Source organism: Rahnella sp. 2050 (assembly GCF_040544515.1).
Taxonomy (GTDB): Bacteria; Pseudomonadota; Gammaproteobacteria; order Enterobacterales; family Enterobacteriaceae; genus Rahnella; species Rahnella aceris.
In genome coordinates this window covers 411,894-432,785 of record NZ_JBEPKE010000003.1, presented here as the reverse complement: position 1 = coordinate 432,785, position 20,892 = coordinate 411,894, and the positions used below count along the sequence as shown (strand labels likewise).

The window sequence follows — 20,892 nt, the reverse complement described above, 5'->3', positions numbered from 1 at the left end:
CAGAGGTGCAGCAGCTCGCGCTGATGAGAACGGAAACAGTGCATTGCGGGCCATATCGCAGCCGGGTGCTGATCAGTCAAGGTCCGATGCAGGCGGCAAAAAAAGCGCTTGTGTTACATGGCTGGGGTGGTCATCCCCTGATGCTGGCGCAGGCTAAAGATATTCTGCTGGCGCAGGGATATGAGGTGTATCTGCCGTTTTTACTCGGACATGATCCGCAAACGCCAGCCCCCTGTGATTTTCCCGCACAGTGCCAGTTACTGCTCACCCTGCAAAATACCTTTGGTGCTTTCGACACCGTCGTTGCCCATTCTGCTGGCGGGCTGATCACCGCCTTGTCGGCATCTCTCGGCTTTCGCTTCAGCCGGCTGGTGCTGATGTCAGTTCCGGCCTCGTTTACCAGCCTGCTGCAACACTACCTGCGGCAAAATCATCTGCCTGAATCTTATCTTGCCCCGCTGTGCGCGTGGTATCAGGCCCGCTTCCCGGCACCGGAGATGCCCGCAACGGACTCGCTTTTTGCGCTGGGCGACATCCCTGCACTGATACTTCAGGGTCAGCAGGACACCAGAATCAATCCGGCCGATGCGTGGAAAATTCACCGTCAGTTACCCGGCAGCCAACTGGCATTGATAGAGCATACCGGCCATCTGGGTGTGCTGACTCATCAACGGACACAATACGAATTAAACGCCTTTCTCCGTACGGCAAACGCTGATCCTGAAAAAAGGAGCCACTATGTTGGGTCACATTGAATCCCTGACGGTCTACATTCCTGAACAACGGAAATCACTGGCGGAAGTCGCGCCCGCGCTGCAACTGAGTCCGCTGGATATCAGAATGTTTTCCCGCTTTTACGGGCTGGCAAATTTCCCACGCCAGCCGGGTTCACTTGATGATCTGTTGCGCCCGTTGTTAAAGCAGTTCACCGACCATCACGCTGATTGGCTCCCCCGCATTAAACATGTGGTGCATGCCCATACGCTGCCCGGCATTCGCCCTTTCGACCTGTCGGGCAAAGCCCTGCTCGACGAGGCCGGATTTGCTGACGACACCCATTACACCTCGCTGACGATGGGGCATTGTTCGACGTCATTGTCAGCCGTGGAATATGTTTGCAGCCGGATTAAAACGGGGGAATATGCCTTGTTGCTGGTCGGCGAAAAGGCCTTTCACCCCAAAGTCGAACTGATCGACGATACCACCATTATGGGCGAAGCGGCCTGCGCCGTTCTGCTCAGTCGCGCCGGGGAACGCTGCAAAGTGACCGCCAGATACAGCATGCAGGCGGGAGAATTCAGTCAGCATCGCGGAAATGAATCAGGTAAGGAATCACGCTTCGCCAGCGTTTATTTTTCTTTTATCGCCACCGCGATGCGCAATGCCCTGGAACATTTCGGGCATACTGCCGGTTCGCTTGACTGGATTGCACCGCATAATGTGAATTTATCGTCATGGCAGAAACTTGCTGACGAACTGAATATTCCGCGGCAAACACTATTTCTCGAAAACGTGCCACGTTATGGTCATTGTTTCGGCGCAGATCCTTATCTGAATTTGGCGACATTGATCCGTCAGAAAAGATTATCGCCCGGCAATCATGTGATGCTGGTAAGCGTAGGCATGGGCGCGACCTTCTCTTCATTGCTGCTGGTATTATCAGCCGGTAATGAAATTCCGGTATTTTGCAATTTGGAGCAATTTCCAGATATTAAGCAGGATTAAGTTAATACGCACTTGTTCTTTATGTGATGTGTTAACTCCTCATGGCTGATATTACCCGATACTACCCGCAGCTGAATGAACTCCAGGCACTGCTCACCACGGCTGGCAAAATTTCGGAATATAAACCGGATCAGGCGCTGGCCTGTTTTGATCATCCCGAACTGATGAGCATTGCCTGTATCGGCATTCCCTCCCGTTTTAATCCCTGGGAAACGGCGGCCTTCTCTGACGTTGATTACTCACATCACTTACAGATCATCGAATATTTGAGCCGGGCAGATGCCAGCGCGATGATGATGTTGCCCGGCGCATCCCTTAGCACCCGCGCTATTTTGACGCTCGGCACTGAGCGGCAACAGGCACGGTTTTTCGCCTGCTTTGAACACAGCCCTGCCTGGACATTTTTTGCCGTCACCGAGCCGGGGTTTGGCTCCGACGCCACAGCAATTGCCTGCGAACTCACGCAAAACAGTCAGGGATGGTGGCTGAACGGGCAAAAGATGCTGGTCGGCGGCGCGATGCGCGCCAGCGCGGGCCTGGTATTTGCCCGTTATGAACAGACCCACCGGCTGGTGATGGTGTTTCCCGAAGGGAAAACCGGACCTTTGCAGCGTGAACTGCTCGATACCTTCGGGTTAGCGGGTGCAGCACTGACACGTCTGACGATGACCAATCTGAGTGTCAAAGAAGACGATATTTTAGGGCATGAACGCCGGGGATTGCAGCAGGGGCTTAATGCGCTGAGCAAGGTCTTTGAGCGCCACCGTCCCATGGTGGCGGCCATGGCGCTGGGCACCACTTACGGCCTGCTGAAAGCGCTGGAAACCCGACCATTACCCGCGACTGCGCAACATTGGATCGCCTGCCAGTGGCGTAAATATCATGTTCTCTTTCAGCAGATGCTCGCACTGGCAGAAGGCTATCGTACGGGTCAGCAGCAATATGCCAGCACCAGCCGCCTCAAATTAAGCGCTACCCGTCTGGCCGAAGAGACGGCGAGCCATCTGCCCCACTGGCTCGCCACCGAAGACTGGCTGGAAGAGACTTTCCTGCGCAAGCGCTACCGCGACAGCTTTGCTTTTGAATACATGGAAGGCACCAGCAATATCCACTTACTTAACAGCTTCCGCACACCTGAAATTCAGGGAGATCAACGCCATGCTGTACCTTGATCCCGCCGATATTGTCAGCCAGTCGTTTCATCACACCGACGTCCCTCAACCGGAGTGGGAAACGGATATTCCGCACTGGCGTTCGTATGTTCAGCATTTTTTCGCCGCTAACGGTGAGCCGCTCAGTCAGGAAAACGAGCAGGTTAACACCTGGATCACCAGCAATGAACGGGCGGCCTTCAGCGATATGGTCGCTACATTGCTGCCACATCTTGCCCCGGTCGTTCAGCCGCAGCGGGTGAAAACGGTGCTGATGGCGCACTGGACGCCTGACCTGCACATGGGGAGTTCTGTGGTGAATTTAGCCATACATCAGCTCGGCCTCACCGACTGTCTGGCGCTGGCAATCAGCGATCGCGGGCCGGATGCGGCGTTGTTTGCCCTTGATGGCCTCAGCGACTGCCTGCAAGGGAAAGCGGAAGACGGATTGTTACTGATCGCCGAACAAAAAAGTCTGATGTACTTTTCACCGCTGATGGCGCGCCTGCAACCGGAAAACAATGCCTGCCTCTGTCTGGTCAATACGCAACAGCGCGGATTACGTTATCTGGGGTATCAGCGTCTGAAAACGTCCGCAGATTTTAGCGAGGCCATCTTGCAGTCCGTTGAGCATTTCGGTTTTACCCGCGAACGGTTAACGCTGATCGGCCCTCAAAATTGTCTCGCCAGTTTACCGGAAGGCTTTACGTCACTGGCGGTCAATCCCCGTTTACTTTGCGCGGCGCCTTTTGTCGCCCTGGGTCAAAACTGGCAGCCCGGACGTGATTATCTGCTGATGAGTGAACACAACGGACGGATAAGCCTGTGCGGTCTGGCGGCAGCAGAGAACCTGAGATGAATATTTTTGCGCTGAAAACCTGTATTCCTGTCACACGGATATCGCTTGACGCGATCCTCGCCCATCGCGGCGCGAACCCCAGCGAAGCCCGGACCTTCCGCCATCTTTTCGGTTTTCAGGAAGCATCAACGCTGGCTGAAGACGAAAGTGCCGCCGCGACGTTTGAATCGCTGTTGCAGCAAACCGCCGTACAGTTAACGCAGGCTGAAAAAATCGATGCGATTATTTTGGTTCAGGGATTGCCCGCCCGTTCACGACGGCAACGGGTTGATTTAGCGTTGCTGCGGCAACGTTTTGATTTTATTGCCCCTGACGCACATCTCATCACCCTTAATCAGCAAAACTGCGCCACGTTATTCTGGGGTCTGCTGATGGCTGAGCGCATGCTTGAGCAAGGAAAATATCAGTGTGTGGCTCTGCTGGCAGGCGACACGCTGGCAGATTTCAGCCTGGCAGAGCGCTATGTTCCCGGCTGCACATTAATCGGTGATGCCTTTGTGTGTGCCTTGCTGAGACCGGGCGGCGGTGAGCGCAGGGTGTCCGGCATTCACTGTTTTCATCATCCCGCATTCTGGCAGGGCCTCGACGGCAGCCGGGAAGATATTAAGCGTTTTTATCAGTCTCATGACGCTCTGATCGACATGGCGCTGCGTCAGTATCCGGCTGAACAGCGGAAGGACGCATGGTTACTGCCTCACAACATTAACCGCCTGAGCTGGCAAACCTGGCGGCGGCATCCTGATCGCGCCCATCAGCGGATCGCCACCGATCTCATCGGGCAATGCGGACATTGTTACACCACCGATCCTCTCTTACTGCTCGATACCCACCCGCCAGCCGAAACCGGCCAGCCAGCCATTTTACTTTCTGTCGGGCTCGGCGGTTGGGTGGGCAGCGCCATAATCACTTCAGACACATTTGCGGAGCCTCAGGATGCCTGATAACGCGCAAGCCATCCCTTTTTTCACCCCGCCTTCCTCACAGTTTGCCCGGCTCGGTTTTCTTAAAATCGCCGAAATGGCCTGTCGTCAGCACGGAGATAAAGTCTGGATTGGTGAAAAAGACAATGCAGTGCTGCTGCTTGCCGGCGCCCGCCATGTCCGGTTGCTGATTGAGCAGGAAAGCCAGTTCGTGAAGGAATTTGAACATCTTTCCTCAGCCTCAACTATCGGACGCATCTTGCTGGGTCAGTCACTGACGACATCCAAAGAGGGCGAGGAATGGCGGCTGGCGAGAAAACTCACCACACCGCTGGTGAACCCTAAATCCCCGTTGCTGAAACAAAGCACCGACCTCTCCGCCCGCTGGCTGCTGGATATTCTGCAGGATCCGCAGCAGACCTCATTGCGTGAAATCTGCCTGCACTGGGCGCTGATGTGTGTGGCAGAAGGATTTTTTGGCCGGGAGATCAGTCTGGCCCAGCTGAATACGCTGATTGGCCATTTCCGTGATATCTATCTGCAACTGATTATCGCCGCACCGGACGCGGATTATGAGGCACTGTGCAGGCATCCGGCACTGGTCGCCTTCCGGCTGGAGGCTGAGTCCCTGCTTGGCCCGTTGCTGGATGACGCCAGGGGCGGCAATACCACGATGCTGGAACGTCTTTGTCAGGCGCTCAGTCCCGGCGCGCACCCCGAAGCGCGTGAGAGAGTGATCAGTCTTCTGCTGGGCAATCTTGCCGCCAGCGTCGATAACACGGGTATTGCCTTGCTATGGACGCTGACACATCTTTCGCAGCACCTGAACTATCAGCACTGCGTGCGTGAGGAAGCGGCTCAGGGCAAACGAAACATGGCCTCAGCCATTGTCCGGGAATCGCTCCGTCTGACGCCGGTGACAGCGTTTTTTGAGCGCCGGGTGGCAGAAAATATCGTGGTGGATGACGTGGTGATTACGGCGGGCACGCGGGTTTTATTTTCCCCCTGGCTGATTCACCGTCATGCCGCCTGCTGGGCAGAACCGCTTTGCTTCAGGCCGGAACGGTTTCTGGGTGAAGAGAAAATTGCGCCGGAGCATTTTTTACCCTTTAGCGTCGGAAAACGAAACTGTGTGGGCATGACTCTGGCTCTCGACCAGCTGACCACGGCGGTTGCGACACTGTGCGAACATTTTCAGTTTTCGCTCGCCCCTTCGACGTCACCTGCCGCCCTCACCCCGCTTTTTGCGCTTAATGTCATCCCGCGCGGTGACCTGTCTTTCATTCTCACGTCCACAAACAAGGCTGAACAGCATGACCACATCCCGTGAGATCCCGGCGCTGAGCCTGTTCTGCTTCGCCGATGTGGCCAGAGACAACTTCGCTGATAAATATGAACAATTATTAAGTACCGCACGGCTGGCAGATACGCTGAATTTTCATGCTATCTGGACGCCCGAGCGGCATTTCCATACCTTTGGCGGCATGTTTGCTAATCCTTCGGTGGTCAGCGCGGCGCTGGCGGCCTGCACGCAACGTATCGGTATCCGGGCAGGCAGCGTGGTGCTGCCGTTACATGATCCTCTGCGGGTTGCCGAAGAATGGGCCATCGTCGATAACCTGTCTCATGGCCGCGCTGGCGTGGCGTTTGCCAGCGGCTGGCAGCGTAATGATTTTGTGCTCAGGGCTGAGAATTACCGCCAGAGACAACAGGTTCTTTTTTCCTCACTGGCGCAGGTTCAGGCGCTGTGGCGCGGTGAATCCGTCACACGCCACGAGCTTTCGCTGCCTGCGCAACCCGAACCGGTCAGCCTGAAAACCTGGCCTGCACCTTTTCAGACGGAGATCCCCGTCTGGCTGACCACCGGCAGTAATCCCGATTTATTTACTGAGGCCGGAAAACGCGGGCTGAATGTGCTCACCCATCTGGTTTCGCAGACCCGCGAGCAACTGGTGGAAAACTGCGCGGCGTATCGCCTCGCACGCCGTCAGGCGGGTTTTGATCCCGCAGAAGGCACCATCACATTAATGCTGCACACGCAGGCCGGAGCAGCACGAAAAACGCTGTTGCCACGGCTTAAACCGGCACTTACCGGTTATCTGCAGGCATTTATGGCGCTTTCCGACAATCTCAGTCAACCACGGGTCGCCGATGCGGAGCAAAATGAGAAGAAGCAAGCCTACACACTGAAATGGGGAGTGGAGAAATATCTCAACCACTGCGGTTTATTTGGCTCTGCACAAGAATGCGCAGATCAGCTTGCCCGTCTCAGGCAGGAAGGAATCGATGAAGTTGCGTGCCTGATGGATTTTGGAATGCCTCAATCAAGTGTGGAAGAAACGCTTCGGACACTTGCTACATTGTTATGAAATCAAGGAACTATGATGAAAAAAATCACCCTGGCGCTTACCCTGCTCGCCTGTGTCACCAGCACTTCTGCCCTCGCCGCAGAAAAAACATTCCCCCTGGAAGCCTTTAGCGCAGTAGAAGCCAGACAGGGCATTAATCTCACCATTAAGTGTGCCGCAACGCCGTCTATGGTGGTCTCCGGTTCGCAAGACACGCTGAATAAATTGAAAGTCACCCATGACAATCACGCTTTACTGCTGGTCAATGATGCCGCTGAAAATGATCGCTTTATCTCGCACACGCTGGATATCACCCTGTATACCAGCGGCCCGCTGAACAGTCTGGCCGGAAAAGCGGGTGTTAAAATAGCCGCACCGGCCTGTGCGGTGGATCCGAAAACACTGGCCGTTTCCGGCAGTATGGGCACGGATATCCGCGCTGAAGGCAAAACGGCTGAACTGAATCTGGATCTGGCCATGGGCGGGAGTTTTAACAAGAAGCCTCAGAATTTTACGGCGGAATCGGCTAACGTGCGCATGAGCATGGGCGCGGAATCCTCACTGTGTCATATCCCCAAAATTCAGGGCACGCTTGCGGCAGGCGCTCGTGTTTCCGTCAGCGCCTCTGCTCAGGTGGATACCGGTTCTGCCAGCTCATTTGCCAGCGAGATTTCCACTTCTGGCTGTGCTTAACGCGCCTGATTAACTGTCCGCCTGAAAAATACAGACCTGCCATCTGACCGGCAGGTCTTTCAGCGGAGCACAGGCGCCATACGCCAGACAATACACCCCGTCGTTTTCAATCAGCCGGTGATGTAACAGGCCGATCTCTTCTTTACGCTCATCGAATACGTGCGCGATGCCACTGTGCTGCGGGATGGCACAAAAACCGGCGAGCGACTGCGTAAGGCCGGTTCCCCTGACTTTGAGCCACGCTTCCTTCACACTCCACAGTCGGGTAAAACGCAACAGGTAATGCGCCTCATCTTCTGCCAGCCAGTGCTGTTCATCAGGGTTGAAAAACCGGCGGGCGATGGCTTTTTTCGCCTCAACGTTTCCGCTGACTTTTTCCAAATCCACCCCGACCTCTGCCCCGCGACACAGCACAATCGCCGCCGAAGTTCCGCTGTGGGATAAGTTGAAGCACAATCCCGGGAAATCAGGGAGCCAGGGTTTACCCTGAGGCGTTCTTGCGATACTTAACTGTTCATCGGTCACCGATAAGTAGCCCGACAATACCTGACGCAGCCAGCACTGCGCCTGCTGTCGCAGCAGTTGCCCTGACAGCGACGCCTCAAAGTGACGGAGCAGGCAAAGCCCCTCTCCTGCCTTCAGTTCACGCAGGGGATCACAGTGGGAGATTGAGGGTAACGCGGCAACCGGTTCGATCATGGCGATTCTCCAGAGACAGATACCCGCCATGACTTTCAGCGATTTGCCGGCACAAAATCAGCCCGATGCCACTGCCATTGGGTTTGGTGGTATAGAAAGGAACAAACAGATTTTTGGGATTGGTCAGCCCGACACCCTGGTCAAGAATGGTCACAAACAGACAGCCTTTTTCTTCTGACCATTCAATACACACCGGCGCCGTGGTATCGCTCATCGCCTCATCGGCATTCTTAATCAGGTTGATAAGCAACTGATGGAGTTGCACCCGGTCGACATTTACACTCAGCGGCGCCGGGCCTTTCAGGGTAATTTTACGGTGCGCAAACAACAGCGGCAGCTCCGCAATCAGGGCGGCAAAATCAAGCGGTGCTTTGACGGGGGGGGCGAGTTTACTGAGCTGGCGGTAACTGCTGATAAAAGCGATAAGTTCTTTGGCCCGGCGGTTGATCAGATCGATGCCTTCCGCAAAGCCCTCCGGCAGGTTTTCTGTATGGCGGCGATAATGCTGCTGGAGCATCTGGCTGATGGAGGCAATCGGGCTAAGAGAATTGTTTATTTCATGACTGATCACCCGCAGCAGGTTTTGCCAGGCTTTTTGTTCTTCCTTACGCAGCATGTCGTCAACATCACTGACAAACAGCAATACGTTTTGGATCCCGTCCACCATATAGGTGTCACTGGACACTTTATAACGCCCCGGACGCCCTGCATGACTGGACTCCACCGGATGCTCCCGGTTGGCATTTTGCAACAACGTATCAAGTTGCCAGTGACTGCATTTTTCGCCAATCAGCTTTTCCAGCGATGTGCCCAGCATCCGCGAGGCCGCATCATTACACCACATCAGCCGGTTATTGCCGTCAATCGCGAAAATCGCCACCGTGATATTAGAAATCACTTTTTGCAGCAGAAAATCCATTTCTCTTTGCTGCTGGCGGTGGCGGGATAACTGACCCGAAATGGCGTTGATCTGTTCAATGACCCCTTCAAACACCCCTTCCCCGCTGGTCACACCGCGAAGGCTAAAATCTTCCTGCTCAACGGCTTCTAACAGGTTAGAAATCACATTGATTTTGTAGAGAAGTTGCTGGAAAAAGTGATAGGAAAAATACACTAACGTGACGCACAGAATAAAGAGCGTGAGAAATTTCAGGTAGAGAGACTGCTGTGGGAAAAACCACAGCAGCAGATAGGCAACAACGCCCCCCAGCGGGGACAAACTGCACAGTATTAAATGACGTGACTCAAAGGATCGAAAAAGTTTACTCATGACAGATTTTTAATTTATCCAGTCGTCGGTAAAAAGCGCTGCGACTCAGCCCTAACGATTCTGCCGCTTTCACTGCATTCCCGTCATAGTGACGCAGGCGCTGTAAGAGCACAGTTTCTTCCACTTCTGCCAGCGTGCCCGTCTCAAGTTGCGTCACCGGTTTTTGCTGTGGCTCATGACCGCTGTTTTGCCCCTTCACAGGCAGCGGCAGGCAAAGATCTGCCAGGTCGATCGTATTATTGCGGCAAAGCAATACGCCGCGTTCCAGCAAATGGCTCAGTTCGCGGATATTCCCCGGCCATGAATATTCATGCAGCCCCTGTCGCGCCATCGCCGATAATACCGGTTTAGGTTTACTGTATTTGCGGGCAAAACGTTGCAGGAAACGTTCAGCCAGCGGCTCAATATCTTCCTGCCGTTCACGTAGCGGCGGTAACGGAATTTGAATAACATTCAGCCGGTAGAGCAAATCCTGCCGGAACCGCCCTTCAGTCACGGCTTTTTCAAGATCCGTGTTGGTGGCCGCAATGATGCGGCACTGTGTGGTTTGCGTCCGTGATGAACCCACGCGTTCGAACTGCCGTTCTTCCAGGACACGCAGTAATTTTACCTGCTGGGACAAGGGCAAATTGCCAATTTCATCGAGGAATAATGTGCCTTTATCGGCCAGTTCAAAGCGTCCGATGCGATTTTCCCGCGCATCGGTAAACGCGCCTTTTACGTGCCCGAACATTTCACTTTCAAACAACTGCTCATTGATGCACCCCATGTTAACTTCAACAATGCTGTGCTCACGGCGGGATGAGAGCTGATGGATATAGCGGGCGAGCAGGCTTTTGCCGGTGCCATTTTCACCCAGAATCAGGATGCTGGTATCCGTGGCAGCCACGGTTTCCACCACGTTGATTAACTGCTTCATGGCCTGAGAGCGGACAACCCATTCATTGCCCATGTCATCTTCAAGCGCCATTTTCAGCAGCTTGTTTTCTTCTCGCAGGCAATTCCCGGAGCGTCTCGCCTGGCTCAGTGCAATCTGTTGCTGAACAATGCTTAACAGGCGTTCGTTATCCCAGGGTTTTTGAATAAAATCCGCCGCACCGGCCCGCATGGCGCTGACGATGATGTCAACACTTCCCCATCCCGTCATGGCCACGGCGGGCAGACAGTCATCAAATTTTTTTAACTCATCCAGCAGTTGCAAACCTTCCAGACCCGACGTGGTGTCTTTCTGGAAGTTCATGTCCATCAGTACCAGATCAAAGGGCTTTGCGGACAAATGTGACAATAAACGGTTGGCCTGCGTTTCCAGCGTCACGTCATACCCTTCCATACGGAGCAGCATGTCGAGGCTGGTCAGAATGCCCGCGTCATCATCAATGACAAGAATACGTTTTTTTTCGTTCATTAAAGCATCCGGCTTGTGCCGCCGCACCCGTCAGGCACGGCGACAGATTATTCATAGCGAATGGCGTCCGCAGGCGACATCCGAATGGCGCGTCGGGAAGGCAACCAGACCGCTAACGCCACAATTAAAGAAATCATGACGGCGACACCCCAAAAGAGCAGTGCAAAGGAGGTATGCCCGTTGCCCAATATACGCGTCAACTTGGGTGCGACAAAGAAGGCCAAAGGCAACCCGATAATCAGGCCAATGAATAATTGCTTACTGCCCTGAAGCATCAGCATCCGTAACAGAACGCCTTCCGTTGCCCCCATCGCCATACGCACCCCGATCTCCTGAATACGTTGATTGATCACATTGCGCATCACGGCATAAATACCGGTGGCCGCCAGAATGACCGCGACCAGACCAAACAACATAAAGAGGTTGGCAATGAAATGCAGCCCGGCGGTATTCCTGGCCAGACGTTGATTCAACGTTTGCACCTGATTAACGGAGAGCGTGCTGTCAATCTGGCGCACCGCATTCATGAGCGCAGGCCCTAACGTATCAGGATTCTGAGCCCTGAGCACCAGCGTTAATGACGCCGCGGGTATTTGCGCCAGCGAGCGGTAAACCGTGACCCGCTGGCGGAACGCGCTGAAAGGCCGGCCATGAATGACGTTCGGCACCACACCGATAACCGTGAACCAGCGCTGATCATCCGTATCACGAAAACGCAGGCGTTTTCCGATGACATCCCGCTCACCGGGCCAGAACTGCTCCGCAAACGACTGGCTGACCACCACCACGGGCTGTGAGTCCTGCGTATCACTGCTGGCAAACTCCCTTCCGGCCACCGGCGTGATCCCCATTGCCGTCAGGCTTCCCGGCATCACCTGGACATCATTGACCAGAGGATAAGACCAGCGGTCTTTGCTGTTGTTGGTAGACGAATCGATATCCACCTGACGGGGTACGGTAAATTGTCCGACGGCACTGGTGGTGATGGCCGTTTTTTCAACACCGGGGATCCCGCTGAGGGACGATTGCAGGCGCTGATAGAACAGGATCCGGCTCGCATCATCAGGATACTGGTTGGCATTGAGGTTAATCTGACCGGTGAGATAGCCCTGCGTCGCCACCCCGTAATCGGCACGGGTCGCCTGGTAAACCAGCAGCGCCAGCAGCGCACTGATGCATAAAATGGAACAGGATAATCCGACTTCAAACGTCACCAGAATACGGGACACCCTGCCTGCCCCGCGACTTTGCGCGCCCCGCGTTCCATCACGCAAAACATCGTTGAAATTACCGTGGGTGATTTTCCACGCAGGCAATGCACTGGTAACGACAGCCGTCATGATGACCAGCACTAACGCATTGAGGATCATGACGTTATCGAGTGACAAATGCCACCAGAACGGAATTTTGTTCGGTACGAACGTCGGCAGTAATGTATTGGTGATCTCGAGTCCCCAGGCGGCGAGCAGAACGGCGATGATGCCCGAGAAGGCGCAAATAAATAAGCTTTCCCACATCATTTGCATGACCAGACGACCGGAAGGTGAGCCCAGAGCAACGCGGATAGCGATTTCTTTTGAACGCTCTGTGGTTCTTGCCAGCAATAAGTTGCCGACATTGCAACACGCCAGCACCAGCACAAAAGCCACGGCAAAAAGCATGACGATGAAGATCGGCATGGTCTCCTCACCCATGAAATTTTCCTGGAATGTCAGTACCTGCGCCGACAGCCCTTTATTGCTTTCAGGATACTCAGAGGCCAGCGACTGCATCACCTGAGCGAGGTCACCGTCAGCATCGGCGAGCGGAACACCGGGTTTCAGGCGCGCATAAACGGATACTTCCGGCGCACCTTTGCGGACCAGATACTGTGCAGGATCCAGCTTAGAAGGCAGCCAGAGATCATGAAAGAAAGGAAAGGCAAAATTGGCGGGCATAATGCCCACAATGCGCGTGTGTATCCCATTGATCAGGACATCTCTGCCAATGAGTTGCGCATCGGCAGCAAAGTAGTTTTGCCACATGCCATAGCTGATAACGGCAACCGGTGTCGCGCCAGGCTGGACATCTTCACTGTTCAGCACCCTGCCACGATAAGGCTGGATGCCAGTATAAGAAAACATCTCCGGCGTATTGCGGATCGCCATATAGGAAACCGCTTTGGTGCCGTCACTGATATCGGCACGTTCAGCATAAAAATAACCCACGTCATTGAGCGTGGTATTGCGGGCCTTAATTTCCTGGTAGTCCAGGAAGTTGACCCCGGAGTCACTCAGACTGACGCCATTGACCGTCGGGTTTACTAACACCATGTTTTTCCCGTCCGGATAAGGAAGCGGCGTAAACATGATGGTGTTAATGACTGAAAACATATAAAGCGTCAGTGCCAGACCGCAGGACATGATAAGCACGGTGATAAAGGTAAATGACGGGCTTTTGAGTAACAGGCGTAAGGCATATCGGATATCAAAAAGCATTTTATGCTTCCTTTATCAGGGTCAGTTCCCGTGCCACATGTCCGTCTCCGACGACCTGCCCGTCAGAAAGCACGATGCTGCGCTGCGCCCGCTCGGCTGAACGAGGATCATGGGTGACGATGCAGATCGTGGCGCCCTCCTGATGTAACTTATCGAGAATATTCAGCACCGCCTCGGCATTGTGGGAGTCCAGGTTACCGGTCGGTTCATCCGCCAGAATGATGGAGGGATTGCCCACGATAGCCCGTGCGACGGCCACGCGCTGCTGCTGTCCGCCGGAAAGCTGCGAGGGATAATGGCGTCCCCGGTGGGACATATTGACCTTGTCTAAGGCTTCCGCCACTCTCTGCTGCCGTTCAGTTTTAGAAATATCCTTGCGGTAAGTCAGTGGCAGGGAGACATTTTCCTCAATGGTTAAATCGCTGATGAGATTAAATGACTGAAAGATAAAGCCGATATCACGATTTCTCACCAGGGCACGCTGCTTTTTAGAAATATTTTCCACGTTGTGCCCGGCCAGCTGATAGGTCCCGGTAGAGGCCACATCGAGCAGACCCAAAATCGAAAGCAGCGTTGATTTACCACAGCCTGAAGGCCCGGAAATCGCCACGTATTCCCCTTTGGAAATGCTGAGCGTGATCTTGCTCAGGGCGTGTGTCTCAATTTCATCGGTCAAAAAAATCTTATTCACGTCAGTGAGTTCTACCAGTGATTCCATCATTTTCATCTCCATCGCATTGTCCTGTAAGCTGGCGTCTTTTGCAGGTGAGCCGGCATTATTTAGTAATCTCAATTTGATCTGCCCCTTGCCAGGCGCTGCCGTCACTGAGAATAATTTTATCTCCCGCACGCAGTCCACTGGTCACCTGAATATAATCCGCAGATCCCTGACCAAAGTTGACCTTCATTTTGGTGGCAGAGCGTTCCTTTTCATCGAGCCGGTAAAGCATCGAAGGTAAATTATTCTGGGCAAACGGTGGCCGCTCAACGTACAGGGAATCATTAATTTTTGTCACTGCGATTAAACCATCAACACTCAGGTCAGGACGGGCTTCCTGCGGCAGTGGTTGATTGAATGTCACATCCACTTTAACGGTGCCATTGGTCACCGCAGGATCCACCCGTGACAATACCCCGGTGAACTGGCTGCGTCCGGTGTTAATGGTAACCTGCTGCCCGACGGCAAGATCACGGGACTGTAATTCCGGCACTTTGAGTTCAGCATAAAGTTCCTTTTCTTTCGCCAGACGGGCAATACTGGTGCCGGTGGTGACCCGCTGGCCGACCTGGACTTTCACATCCTGCAAAATGCCTTCAATCGGTGAGGTAACATTCAGCGAATCGACTTCCTGCTGGCTCAGCAGCACCAAAGATTCCAGTTTGTTAAGGCGCATCGCACTGGCTTTGATATCAGCATCAATGCTCAGCTTGAGTGTTTTTAATCGTTTTTCCTCAAGCACAACTTGCTGACGATATTGTTCAGTATTAATACGGGTCGTTTCGTATTCCAGCATCGGCACTGCCGCAATATATTTCTTTTGCGCAGCAAGCCGCATCGTAGAGCTGAGTAACCGGCTTTTCGCATCCAATACCAAGGCTTCCTGACTCAGAATTTTATTTTGTAATTCTGCATTAGTGGCGTCAGTCTCAGCCCGGCGGGCATCCAGCTCGAGCCGGTTTTCCTGTAATTTTTGTTCCAGCGTCGGGTTACTCATTCTGACCAATAACTGGCCTTTATTCACCTTCATGCCAGGTTTGTAAATGACCTCTTCCACGCGGGCATCAACATTGGCCGCAACCCAATTGATATCACGCGGTAGCAGTACCCCGTTACCCCGCACTTCAACCGAGAAACTGCCATATTGAACCTGCCCGACCGCGATACTCCCGCGGGAGATCTGATAAGGCGAAAAACGGTAATTATAGATTGCCGCCAGCGTGGCTAAAAAGAGTGCGCCCGCAACAATAAATTTGCGGTATCGCTTCAGTATGAATTTATTCCCGGGTTGCGGGATTGATATGTCCATAATAATACCTTTTCTGATAACTCCTTACCGATGAGCACAAATCGTGCCAACCTTTAAAATTTAATTAACCAACTGATTTTTATGTGTTTTTTAAAAAGTCGCCAATTACACCTTTTCCCTTAATCATTTTCTATCTCATTAATGGAACGAAAATCGGGACGGCATGCCCTGATTACCCTCTTTTGCCTGCGAAACCCCACGCATATCATGCATTCCCAATATTGGGATATTAAATCTGGCAAGTTAATTAGTGTGTTTCGAAAATGGGATTTTACTATTTACATAACAGGAAAGAATAATAATATCCATTATAAACAATAAGTTGAAAAAAATAAAAACATGGCATAGTAATTGCTTAGAGAATAGCGGGGACGGTATTCCAATTTTAAAAATTTGTTCATCACTCATTAATTACGCAGAAGGGGTGTGTATGTGGGAACGCAAACTATCGAACGCTGAAAAAAGTCTTTTCACACAGAAAATAACCGAGGATCTCGATAATCGTCATTTGACTATCTATGGCAAGCACGCTCATACAGACAAAGCATTATGTATTGTTAAGATTATTAATTATATGCTGGAGAATATTTCTGACGAGATCACACTTGAAGATCTGGAAAAAATATGTGGTAAAACCCGCTTTGATATTTGCCGCATATTCAAACATTTCTATGATGTCACGCCTATAAAGTGGATGTGGAAGGTCCGACTGGCGCTGGCCAGGGAATTTATCCATTTAGCCCCTGAGTGGTCTTTGACAGATATCAGCTATGCTTGTGGATTTTCGTCGCTGCCGCATTTTTCCCGAAGTTTCAGCAAGACCTATAATGAGTCTCCGCTCAAATTCAAACAGAGTGTCATCAGGACAACACGCCCGGAAATAAAAAAAGAATCATCAGATTATGATTTCATTTTCGGCATCCAGAGAAACAACTTTTCAAGAAGTATGTTAATCAGCAACCTGCACTTCTTATAATTATTAATAAGATTTCTTATGCCATTTTTTATTATTCTCTACACGCAATATCAGTTTTGGTTCATGGAAAGATGAAAAATCCTCATGCAAAGTATCCCTCAGAAAGTTTGAAATATAATTGAAAACAACAGGGTCACGTAATGCGCCGTTGTGGCCCTTTCCCTCTGTAACGATTAATTCACTTTTCTTCAATGAATGGCTCAGTATTTCGGCCTCATCCAGTTCAATACTGAGATCATTCTTATCATGCAATATCATGACAGGTTGCGTTATTGAACCGATAAGCTCGGGACCAATAACATCAGGATGTACACCATAGCGGCGCTGATAAAGCTTTTTCATCGATACGGCAATGCGCCTGGGCAGTTTATTATTGCGGACATATCTGTCCATCATTTTCCCGTAACTGCACGGACTGCCGATTAAAATCATCCGTTTAAAAAGCAGTCCCTGTAGCGCGGCCATGCAGCCAATTAATCCGCCGGTCGAATGACCAATGATCACAGAGAAGTGCCCGTAATGCTTTTCCATCTCCATGACGGCCCGCGACAGATCATAGAAAGACACTTTTTTTCCGGGAGAAATACCATGTGCGGGCAGGTCAGGCGCAAAAACCGTATAGCCTTTTTCCTGCAACCGCTGCGCCATCTGCCGTAACATTATACTCCGGCCATCCCACCCGTGAAGAAGCAACACTTTTTCTGCCTGGGGATCCGCTTGCGGATAAATGAAGACCTTAACAAAAGATTTGCGCCAATAAAGCTCCTCCTGCACGCAGCGACTGAGCAGCATGATTTCCCCCTGCTTATAGGGTAAAGGCCGGGTCTTTTCGAAAAGACGCAACGCGTATAACGCAGAAAGATAGGAAGACATGGCATGCAGGGAATATAAGTCGAATAAACTGATTAATTTGCATGCCCGGGTATAATGCGTCGCAGGCCTTATTTTGGCTTTCATCAGTAACGTCGGACGCAATCGCATAATGACCAAAACCCGCAGATAATTTTGGTGAACCAGCGATAAAAACAACAGGACCGGATAAAAGAAGCTATAAAACATTCTCACTTCCTATTTTATTGGCCAGCCGCCAGTATTCTCTGCCGAACGCGATAAAGTACACCACATTAAAGACAATGATCAGATTCATAATACTTTGCAGTTGCGAGAACTTATCCCATCCCACCAGCAAGGTGATGACAGTCAGCAATTCGATGATAACGGTTAATACCAATACACGCCGGGCCTGTTCTAATTGTTCCAGCAATGCCTGAAGCGAGGCAACAAAAGACGTCATGAAAAACGTCGGTAACAGAATCAGTAAAATCTGGCTGCTGACATCCTGAATTATTCGGTCACCGGACAGAATTTTTATCAGACTCACTTCGGTGAAATAGACGCCGGAGGTCAGCAGAAGGTAAATAATGCAAATAAAGGCTAACCCACGGTGCAGCAATCGTTTTAATTCTTCTCCGCTGCTGATGGCCAGCCGCTGGTTAATTAATATCGCCAGCGCGGATCCGCAGGCCACGGCGGGGATGACAATAAACATCCGAATCTTGGTCACAATAAGAAAACCGGCGACATATTGCTCACCCAGGGTGCCGATTAACGGGAATATCAGCAGAGAACTGAAAAACAGTACCACTAACGAGGCAAAAATGGGCATCCCCACCTGAAGCAAAAGCCCGCTGAGACGCGGAATAAATGCGCCGGGGCGGTCATCTTCCGCATGGCGACCGGTACGCCGTACCAGCCAAAGCGCGACAGGGATAAGCAGAGCAGAAGCCAGGGCGTTGGAAATAATAATCGAATTGAAGCCTAATCCATAAACCTGATAGCCGGTGTAGCAGATCAACGCATTCAGCACGATATACGCGATGACTAACAGCATGCTTAGCGCGCTTTTCCCCTGCCCGCGCAATGCGCTGTTACACATCTCAAGCTGAATAAACGGCAGCATGGAAAGGAAATAGAGCGGTAATGCCGAGGAATAAAATGCATTGCCGGCGACCGGCAACAGGGTTTGCAAAAGAGGAGCGCAAAGCGCCGTCACGCCGCTCAGCAGCGCCACAATCACGATGCCCAGTGTCGCCAGCAGGGAGGTCGCCGCCAGTACCTTTTGGCGGGACCACATATTCAGCGAACGGGCACTGAAAACCTGATTGGTGATAGCCAGGCATTCCAGAATAGCCAGGAATAAGAAACTGAACGGCTGGAGCATCGAAAGCAAATAAATTGAACTGGTTTCTTTCCCGTGCCCCAGAATCGCGGTCTGAATGTTTTGCGAAAATGAGACGGCAATGGCCACCACGATCATCGGCCAGGCTAACTTCAGCAGGTCCGCGATATCTTTGCTCAGGCTGTTACGCCGTAGCAACGTCATCTCAGGTGAAGTATTCATACTCTACGCTCCTGACGTGCTGGCAACACGGTTATGGCAGCGTCTGCGGCCTTCCCGTACAGGCTGTAAATCATCATCGACAGGTAAGAAAGGCTGTGCGTCGAGCCTGATAAATAGCCATGCCCGCCCATCAGTTTTTCTGCCCGGTTGGTTAGCTCCGTAATCTGCCAGTGATCCGCTTCCGGGTCAGCATAGTCCTGCGCCGTAATGCGCATCTGCCACTGGAGCAAAAGTAAATCTGTCTGGTTGCTCAGATCGGCAAAATCCGCCTTCACTAACTGATGTCGGGTGGTTTTTATGCCAAAACTTTTTCGCGCGGATAAGTGCTTCCAGCTCACCGCCAGGATCTGGCTCAGGAGCCCCAGGCGCGCCGCAAAAGAAGCCATCAGCGGGATCGGATCATCAGTGATGGTTTCTGTGCCGGTATGCTGCAAAGCAATCCCGAGTGACGCCAGAATACGATCAGACTCAGCGTGCTGCTCCGCGCAGGTTTCACCTTCTGCTGCCAGAATCTGATACCCGCCGCAAAATACGCCGCTGGCCGGGTTGGCCCATTTCTGCCGCATCTGCCGGAAGGCTTCTGCCGGCTCATGGTCCCTGAACAAAAAGTAAAGTCGGGTAAACTCTGCTTCACACATCAGAGCTCTCCAGTTGCAGATGCTGTTCAATCCATTGAATAAGTTTCCCGACAGTGGTGAAGGCATCCTGGTTGATTTGATCAGGTTCAAACATCAGGCCGGGGATCTTTTCTTCCAGCGTTAATAAGAACTGCACAAATAATACTGAATCGAGATCCAAATCTTCATTAAAATCCGTTTCCGGCGTGATGTTGATTTTTGCAGACATGACATCATTTAATGCATCATTAACGGCTGACAGAAGTTGTGACATGGTTTACCTCATTATTTTCGTTTTTTTCAATCAGGATACAGGACATCGTTATCCCCATCCCCATAGCAACACAGAGAATTCTTTTACCTTCGAAGCTCTTTAATAAAGAAGACAAGTTAAATAAAATATCGGAGCAATAAGCGTGTCCATATCCTGATATATGCTCAGTAAAAAGCTCGCCCTTGAAGTTCAGTTTATCGGCAATTCTCCTGAGCATGGGTAAATCTATATTACCCGGAACAATCGCATCTATATGGTCAATCGTAAGGCTAAACTTATCCAGTACGTAAAGATAGAAATCATAATAATCTTGTTCGAGTGAGGAGAAAAGTTCCCGCCGTCGGGCAGCCGGAAATTCTCTGTGATTATTATAAAATGAAGACAGATGCCGCACGGCGGTTTGCTTGATTTGCCACGGTGAATGCCCCGCATTGAGGAGCATGGCAGCAGGAATTTCCGCCATAACACTATTATCAAGCTTATTAATATCACAGTGGAAAGCCTTTTCACCGGTGATGAGGATCATCGGCAACTGGCTTTTTATTACCCGGTTCTTTAATAAATGAATCGCCGACAAAGCCGATGCGCAATGATTGAGACTAATTGTTAATTTTTCCCAATGCCCGATTCCACAACGGGCCGCTATCTCATCAAGCCAGCAGTCATCAAAAAAAGTATTATGCGTTTGCGTTTTTGCATAGACCAAATATCCCCGCCCCTTAGCGACATTCAGATTTTCATTCACCAGAGTTGAAAGGGTTTCATGTAACATTTCTGTATGGCTACCAGAGAACATTCCCACTGTGTGCAGAGAGTAATAACGTTCAAGTACCTTACGCGCGCCTGTTTTTAAATTATGAGATGATTCAAGCGTACTTAATGGCCTTAAAGAGATGCGACCAGGCAACCAGCATAAATCATTAAGTGGCAACATATATTCTCACAGGGAATTATTTTAGAGTTATTATAAACGCAGTCCATAATCCCAGAAAAAAAACGTCTTTTTTGCCTGCAATTGCTTAAAGGGCAGGAATTCCCATTTTTGAATCC

At 51.5% G+C, this 20,892-nt stretch carries 20 protein-coding genes; 9 read left to right on the top strand and 11 right to left on the bottom strand.

The genetic code is table 11. The features are described 5' to 3' along the window. Window positions 1-23 precede the first annotated feature (23 nt). From ABIC79_RS15525 to ABIC79_RS15490, 8 genes are read left to right on the top strand one after another with little or no spacing between them, the layout of a single operon-like run. Window positions 24-755 carry an alpha/beta fold hydrolase gene (locus ABIC79_RS15525; RefSeq protein WP_232829624.1) on the top strand — a complete coding sequence of 244 codons (732 nt, stop codon included), beginning with the start codon at window positions 24-26 and terminating at the stop codon, window positions 753-755. Further along, a complete protein-coding gene (locus tag ABIC79_RS15520; protein ID WP_013577952.1) occupies window positions 739-1,725 on the top strand; it encodes a 3-oxoacyl-[acyl-carrier-protein] synthase III C-terminal domain-containing protein in 987 nt (328 codons plus the stop codon). Before ABIC79_RS15525 ends, ABIC79_RS15520 begins: the two co-directional genes overlap by 17 nt. A 41-nt stretch (window positions 1,726-1,766) precedes the next feature. After that, the gene (locus ABIC79_RS15515; protein ID WP_217192415.1) at window positions 1,767-2,897 is read left to right on the top strand and encodes an acyl-CoA dehydrogenase family protein; all 1,131 of its coding nucleotides are present in this window, start codon (window positions 1,767-1,769) and stop codon (window positions 2,895-2,897) included. After that, window positions 2,884-3,735, top strand: a complete 852-nt coding sequence (locus ABIC79_RS15510) for a hypothetical protein (RefSeq protein WP_153376329.1) — start codon at window positions 2,884-2,886, stop codon at window positions 3,733-3,735. The genes ABIC79_RS15515 and ABIC79_RS15510 overlap by 14 nt, the downstream gene beginning before the upstream one ends. Further along, complete coding sequence (locus tag ABIC79_RS15505) at window positions 3,732-4,676, top strand: beta-ketoacyl-[acyl-carrier-protein] synthase family protein (protein WP_168444316.1); 945 nt, start codon at window positions 3,732-3,734, stop codon at window positions 4,674-4,676. Before ABIC79_RS15510 ends, ABIC79_RS15505 begins: the two co-directional genes overlap by 4 nt. After that, on the top strand, window positions 4,669-5,985 hold the full coding sequence (locus ABIC79_RS15500; protein WP_168444317.1) for a cytochrome P450: 1,317 nt from the start codon (window positions 4,669-4,671) through the stop codon (window positions 5,983-5,985). Before ABIC79_RS15505 ends, ABIC79_RS15500 begins: the two co-directional genes overlap by 8 nt. Further along, window positions 5,969-7,024, top strand: a complete 1,056-nt coding sequence (locus ABIC79_RS15495) for a MupA/Atu3671 family FMN-dependent luciferase-like monooxygenase (RefSeq protein ID WP_112151491.1) — start codon at window positions 5,969-5,971, stop codon at window positions 7,022-7,024. The genes ABIC79_RS15500 and ABIC79_RS15495 overlap by 17 nt, the downstream gene beginning before the upstream one ends. A 15-nt stretch (window positions 7,025-7,039) precedes the next feature. Next, a complete protein-coding gene (locus ABIC79_RS15490; RefSeq protein WP_013577958.1) occupies window positions 7,040-7,696 on the top strand; it encodes a GIN domain-containing protein in 657 nt (218 codons plus the stop codon). A gap of 9 nt (window positions 7,697-7,705) precedes the next feature. Here the strand turns inward: ABIC79_RS15490 and ABIC79_RS15485 are convergent, their stop codons facing one another. Genes ABIC79_RS15485 through ABIC79_RS15460 form a run of 6 tightly spaced genes read right to left on the bottom strand, consistent with a single transcriptional unit; the run spans window position 7,706 to window position 15,574 of the window. Then, window positions 7,706-8,395, bottom strand: a complete 690-nt coding sequence (locus ABIC79_RS15485; protein ID WP_121019844.1) for a 4'-phosphopantetheinyl transferase family protein — start codon at window positions 8,393-8,395, stop codon at window positions 7,706-7,708. Beyond that, the gene (locus tag ABIC79_RS15480; protein WP_119262382.1) at window positions 8,352-9,665 is read right to left on the bottom strand and encodes a sensor histidine kinase; all 1,314 of its coding nucleotides are present in this window, start codon (window positions 9,663-9,665) and stop codon (window positions 8,352-8,354) included. Before ABIC79_RS15480 ends, ABIC79_RS15485 begins: the two co-directional genes overlap by 44 nt. Further along, window positions 9,658-11,070: a sigma-54-dependent transcriptional regulator gene (locus ABIC79_RS15475; RefSeq protein ID WP_013577961.1), complete on the bottom strand. Its 1,413-nt coding sequence runs from the start codon at window positions 11,068-11,070 to the stop codon at window positions 9,658-9,660. Before ABIC79_RS15475 ends, ABIC79_RS15480 begins: the two co-directional genes overlap by 8 nt. Before the next feature lie 47 nt (window positions 11,071-11,117). Then, window positions 11,118-13,547, bottom strand: a complete 2,430-nt coding sequence (locus ABIC79_RS15470) for an ABC transporter permease (protein ID WP_013577962.1) — start codon at window positions 13,545-13,547, stop codon at window positions 11,118-11,120. 1 nt (window position 13,548) lies between these two features. Then, window positions 13,549-14,265: an ABC transporter ATP-binding protein gene (locus tag ABIC79_RS15465; protein WP_037033254.1), complete on the bottom strand. Its 717-nt coding sequence runs from the start codon at window positions 14,263-14,265 to the stop codon at window positions 13,549-13,551. 58 nt (window positions 14,266-14,323) lie between these two features. Then, window positions 14,324-15,574, bottom strand: a complete 1,251-nt coding sequence (locus ABIC79_RS15460; protein ID WP_013577964.1) for an efflux RND transporter periplasmic adaptor subunit — start codon at window positions 15,572-15,574, stop codon at window positions 14,324-14,326. Between the two features lie 430 nt (window positions 15,575-16,004). Here ABIC79_RS15460 and ABIC79_RS15455 point away from each other — a divergent pair, with 430 nt between their 5' ends. Further along, on the top strand, window positions 16,005-16,550 hold the full coding sequence (locus ABIC79_RS15455; protein WP_354567688.1) for a helix-turn-helix transcriptional regulator: 546 nt from the start codon (window positions 16,005-16,007) through the stop codon (window positions 16,548-16,550). A 3-nt stretch (window positions 16,551-16,553) separates the two neighbouring features. Here ABIC79_RS15455 and ABIC79_RS15450 read toward each other — a convergent pair whose 3' ends face one another. From ABIC79_RS15450 to ABIC79_RS15430, 5 genes are all read right to left on the bottom strand, one after another. After that, window positions 16,554-17,609, bottom strand: a complete 1,056-nt coding sequence (locus ABIC79_RS15450) for an alpha/beta fold hydrolase (RefSeq protein WP_013577966.1) — start codon at window positions 17,607-17,609, stop codon at window positions 16,554-16,556. Beyond that, a complete protein-coding gene (locus ABIC79_RS15445) occupies window positions 17,599-18,951 on the bottom strand; it encodes an MATE family efflux transporter (RefSeq protein WP_112197103.1) in 1,353 nt (450 codons plus the stop codon). Before ABIC79_RS15445 ends, ABIC79_RS15450 begins: the two co-directional genes overlap by 11 nt. Further along, window positions 18,948-19,517, bottom strand: coding sequence for a hypothetical protein (locus tag ABIC79_RS15440; protein WP_228389021.1), 570 nt, complete (start codon window positions 19,515-19,517; stop codon window positions 18,948-18,950). The genes ABIC79_RS15445 and ABIC79_RS15440 overlap by 4 nt, the downstream gene beginning before the upstream one ends. Before the next feature lie 64 nt (window positions 19,518-19,581). After that, window positions 19,582-19,842, bottom strand: a complete 261-nt coding sequence (locus ABIC79_RS15435) for an acyl carrier protein (RefSeq protein ID WP_013577969.1) — start codon at window positions 19,840-19,842, stop codon at window positions 19,582-19,584. After that, a complete protein-coding gene (locus tag ABIC79_RS15430) occupies window positions 19,817-20,776 on the bottom strand; it encodes a 3-oxoacyl-[acyl-carrier-protein] synthase III C-terminal domain-containing protein (protein WP_121019847.1) in 960 nt (319 codons plus the stop codon). The genes ABIC79_RS15435 and ABIC79_RS15430 overlap by 26 nt, the downstream gene beginning before the upstream one ends. Window positions 20,777-20,892: the final 116 nt, after the last annotated feature.

Coding starts and splice junctions, on each gene's coding strand:
- ABIC79_RS15525 (WP_232829624.1), top strand. CDS start 24: ATGAGAACGGAAACAGTGCATTGCGGGCCATATCGCAGCCGGGTGCTG.
- ABIC79_RS15520 (WP_013577952.1), top strand. CDS start 739: ATGTTGGGTCACATTGAATCCCTGACGGTCTACATTCCTGAACAACGG.
- ABIC79_RS15515 (WP_217192415.1), top strand. CDS start 1,767: ATGGCTGATATTACCCGATACTACCCGCAGCTGAATGAACTCCAGGCA.
- ABIC79_RS15510 (WP_153376329.1), top strand. CDS start 2,884: ATGCTGTACCTTGATCCCGCCGATATTGTCAGCCAGTCGTTTCATCAC.
- ABIC79_RS15505 (WP_168444316.1), top strand. CDS start 3,732: ATGAATATTTTTGCGCTGAAAACCTGTATTCCTGTCACACGGATATCG.
- ABIC79_RS15500 (WP_168444317.1), top strand. CDS start 4,669: ATGCCTGATAACGCGCAAGCCATCCCTTTTTTCACCCCGCCTTCCTCA.
- ABIC79_RS15495 (WP_112151491.1), top strand. CDS start 5,969: ATGACCACATCCCGTGAGATCCCGGCGCTGAGCCTGTTCTGCTTCGCC.
- ABIC79_RS15490 (WP_013577958.1), top strand. CDS start 7,040: ATGAAAAAAATCACCCTGGCGCTTACCCTGCTCGCCTGTGTCACCAGC.
- ABIC79_RS15485 (WP_121019844.1), bottom strand. CDS start 8,395: ATGATCGAACCGGTTGCCGCGTTACCCTCAATCTCCCACTGTGATCCC.
- ABIC79_RS15480 (WP_119262382.1), bottom strand. CDS start 9,665: ATGAGTAAACTTTTTCGATCCTTTGAGTCACGTCATTTAATACTGTGC.
- ABIC79_RS15475 (WP_013577961.1), bottom strand. CDS start 11,070: ATGAACGAAAAAAAACGTATTCTTGTCATTGATGATGACGCGGGCATT.
- ABIC79_RS15470 (WP_013577962.1), bottom strand. CDS start 13,547: ATGCTTTTTGATATCCGATATGCCTTACGCCTGTTACTCAAAAGCCCG.
- ABIC79_RS15465 (WP_037033254.1), bottom strand. CDS start 14,265: ATGGAATCACTGGTAGAACTCACTGACGTGAATAAGATTTTTTTGACC.
- ABIC79_RS15460 (WP_013577964.1), bottom strand. CDS start 15,574: ATGGACATATCAATCCCGCAACCCGGGAATAAATTCATACTGAAGCGA.
- ABIC79_RS15455 (WP_354567688.1), top strand. CDS start 16,005: ATGTGGGAACGCAAACTATCGAACGCTGAAAAAAGTCTTTTCACACAG.
- ABIC79_RS15450 (WP_013577966.1), bottom strand. CDS start 17,609: ATGTTTTATAGCTTCTTTTATCCGGTCCTGTTGTTTTTATCGCTGGTT.
- ABIC79_RS15445 (WP_112197103.1), bottom strand. CDS start 18,951: ATGAATACTTCACCTGAGATGACGTTGCTACGGCGTAACAGCCTGAGC.
- ABIC79_RS15440 (WP_228389021.1), bottom strand. CDS start 19,517: ATGCGGCAGAAATGGGCCAACCCGGCCAGCGGCGTATTTTGCGGCGGG.
- ABIC79_RS15435 (WP_013577969.1), bottom strand. CDS start 19,842: ATGTCACAACTTCTGTCAGCCGTTAATGATGCATTAAATGATGTCATG.
- ABIC79_RS15430 (WP_121019847.1), bottom strand. CDS start 20,776: ATGTTGCCACTTAATGATTTATGCTGGTTGCCTGGTCGCATCTCTTTA.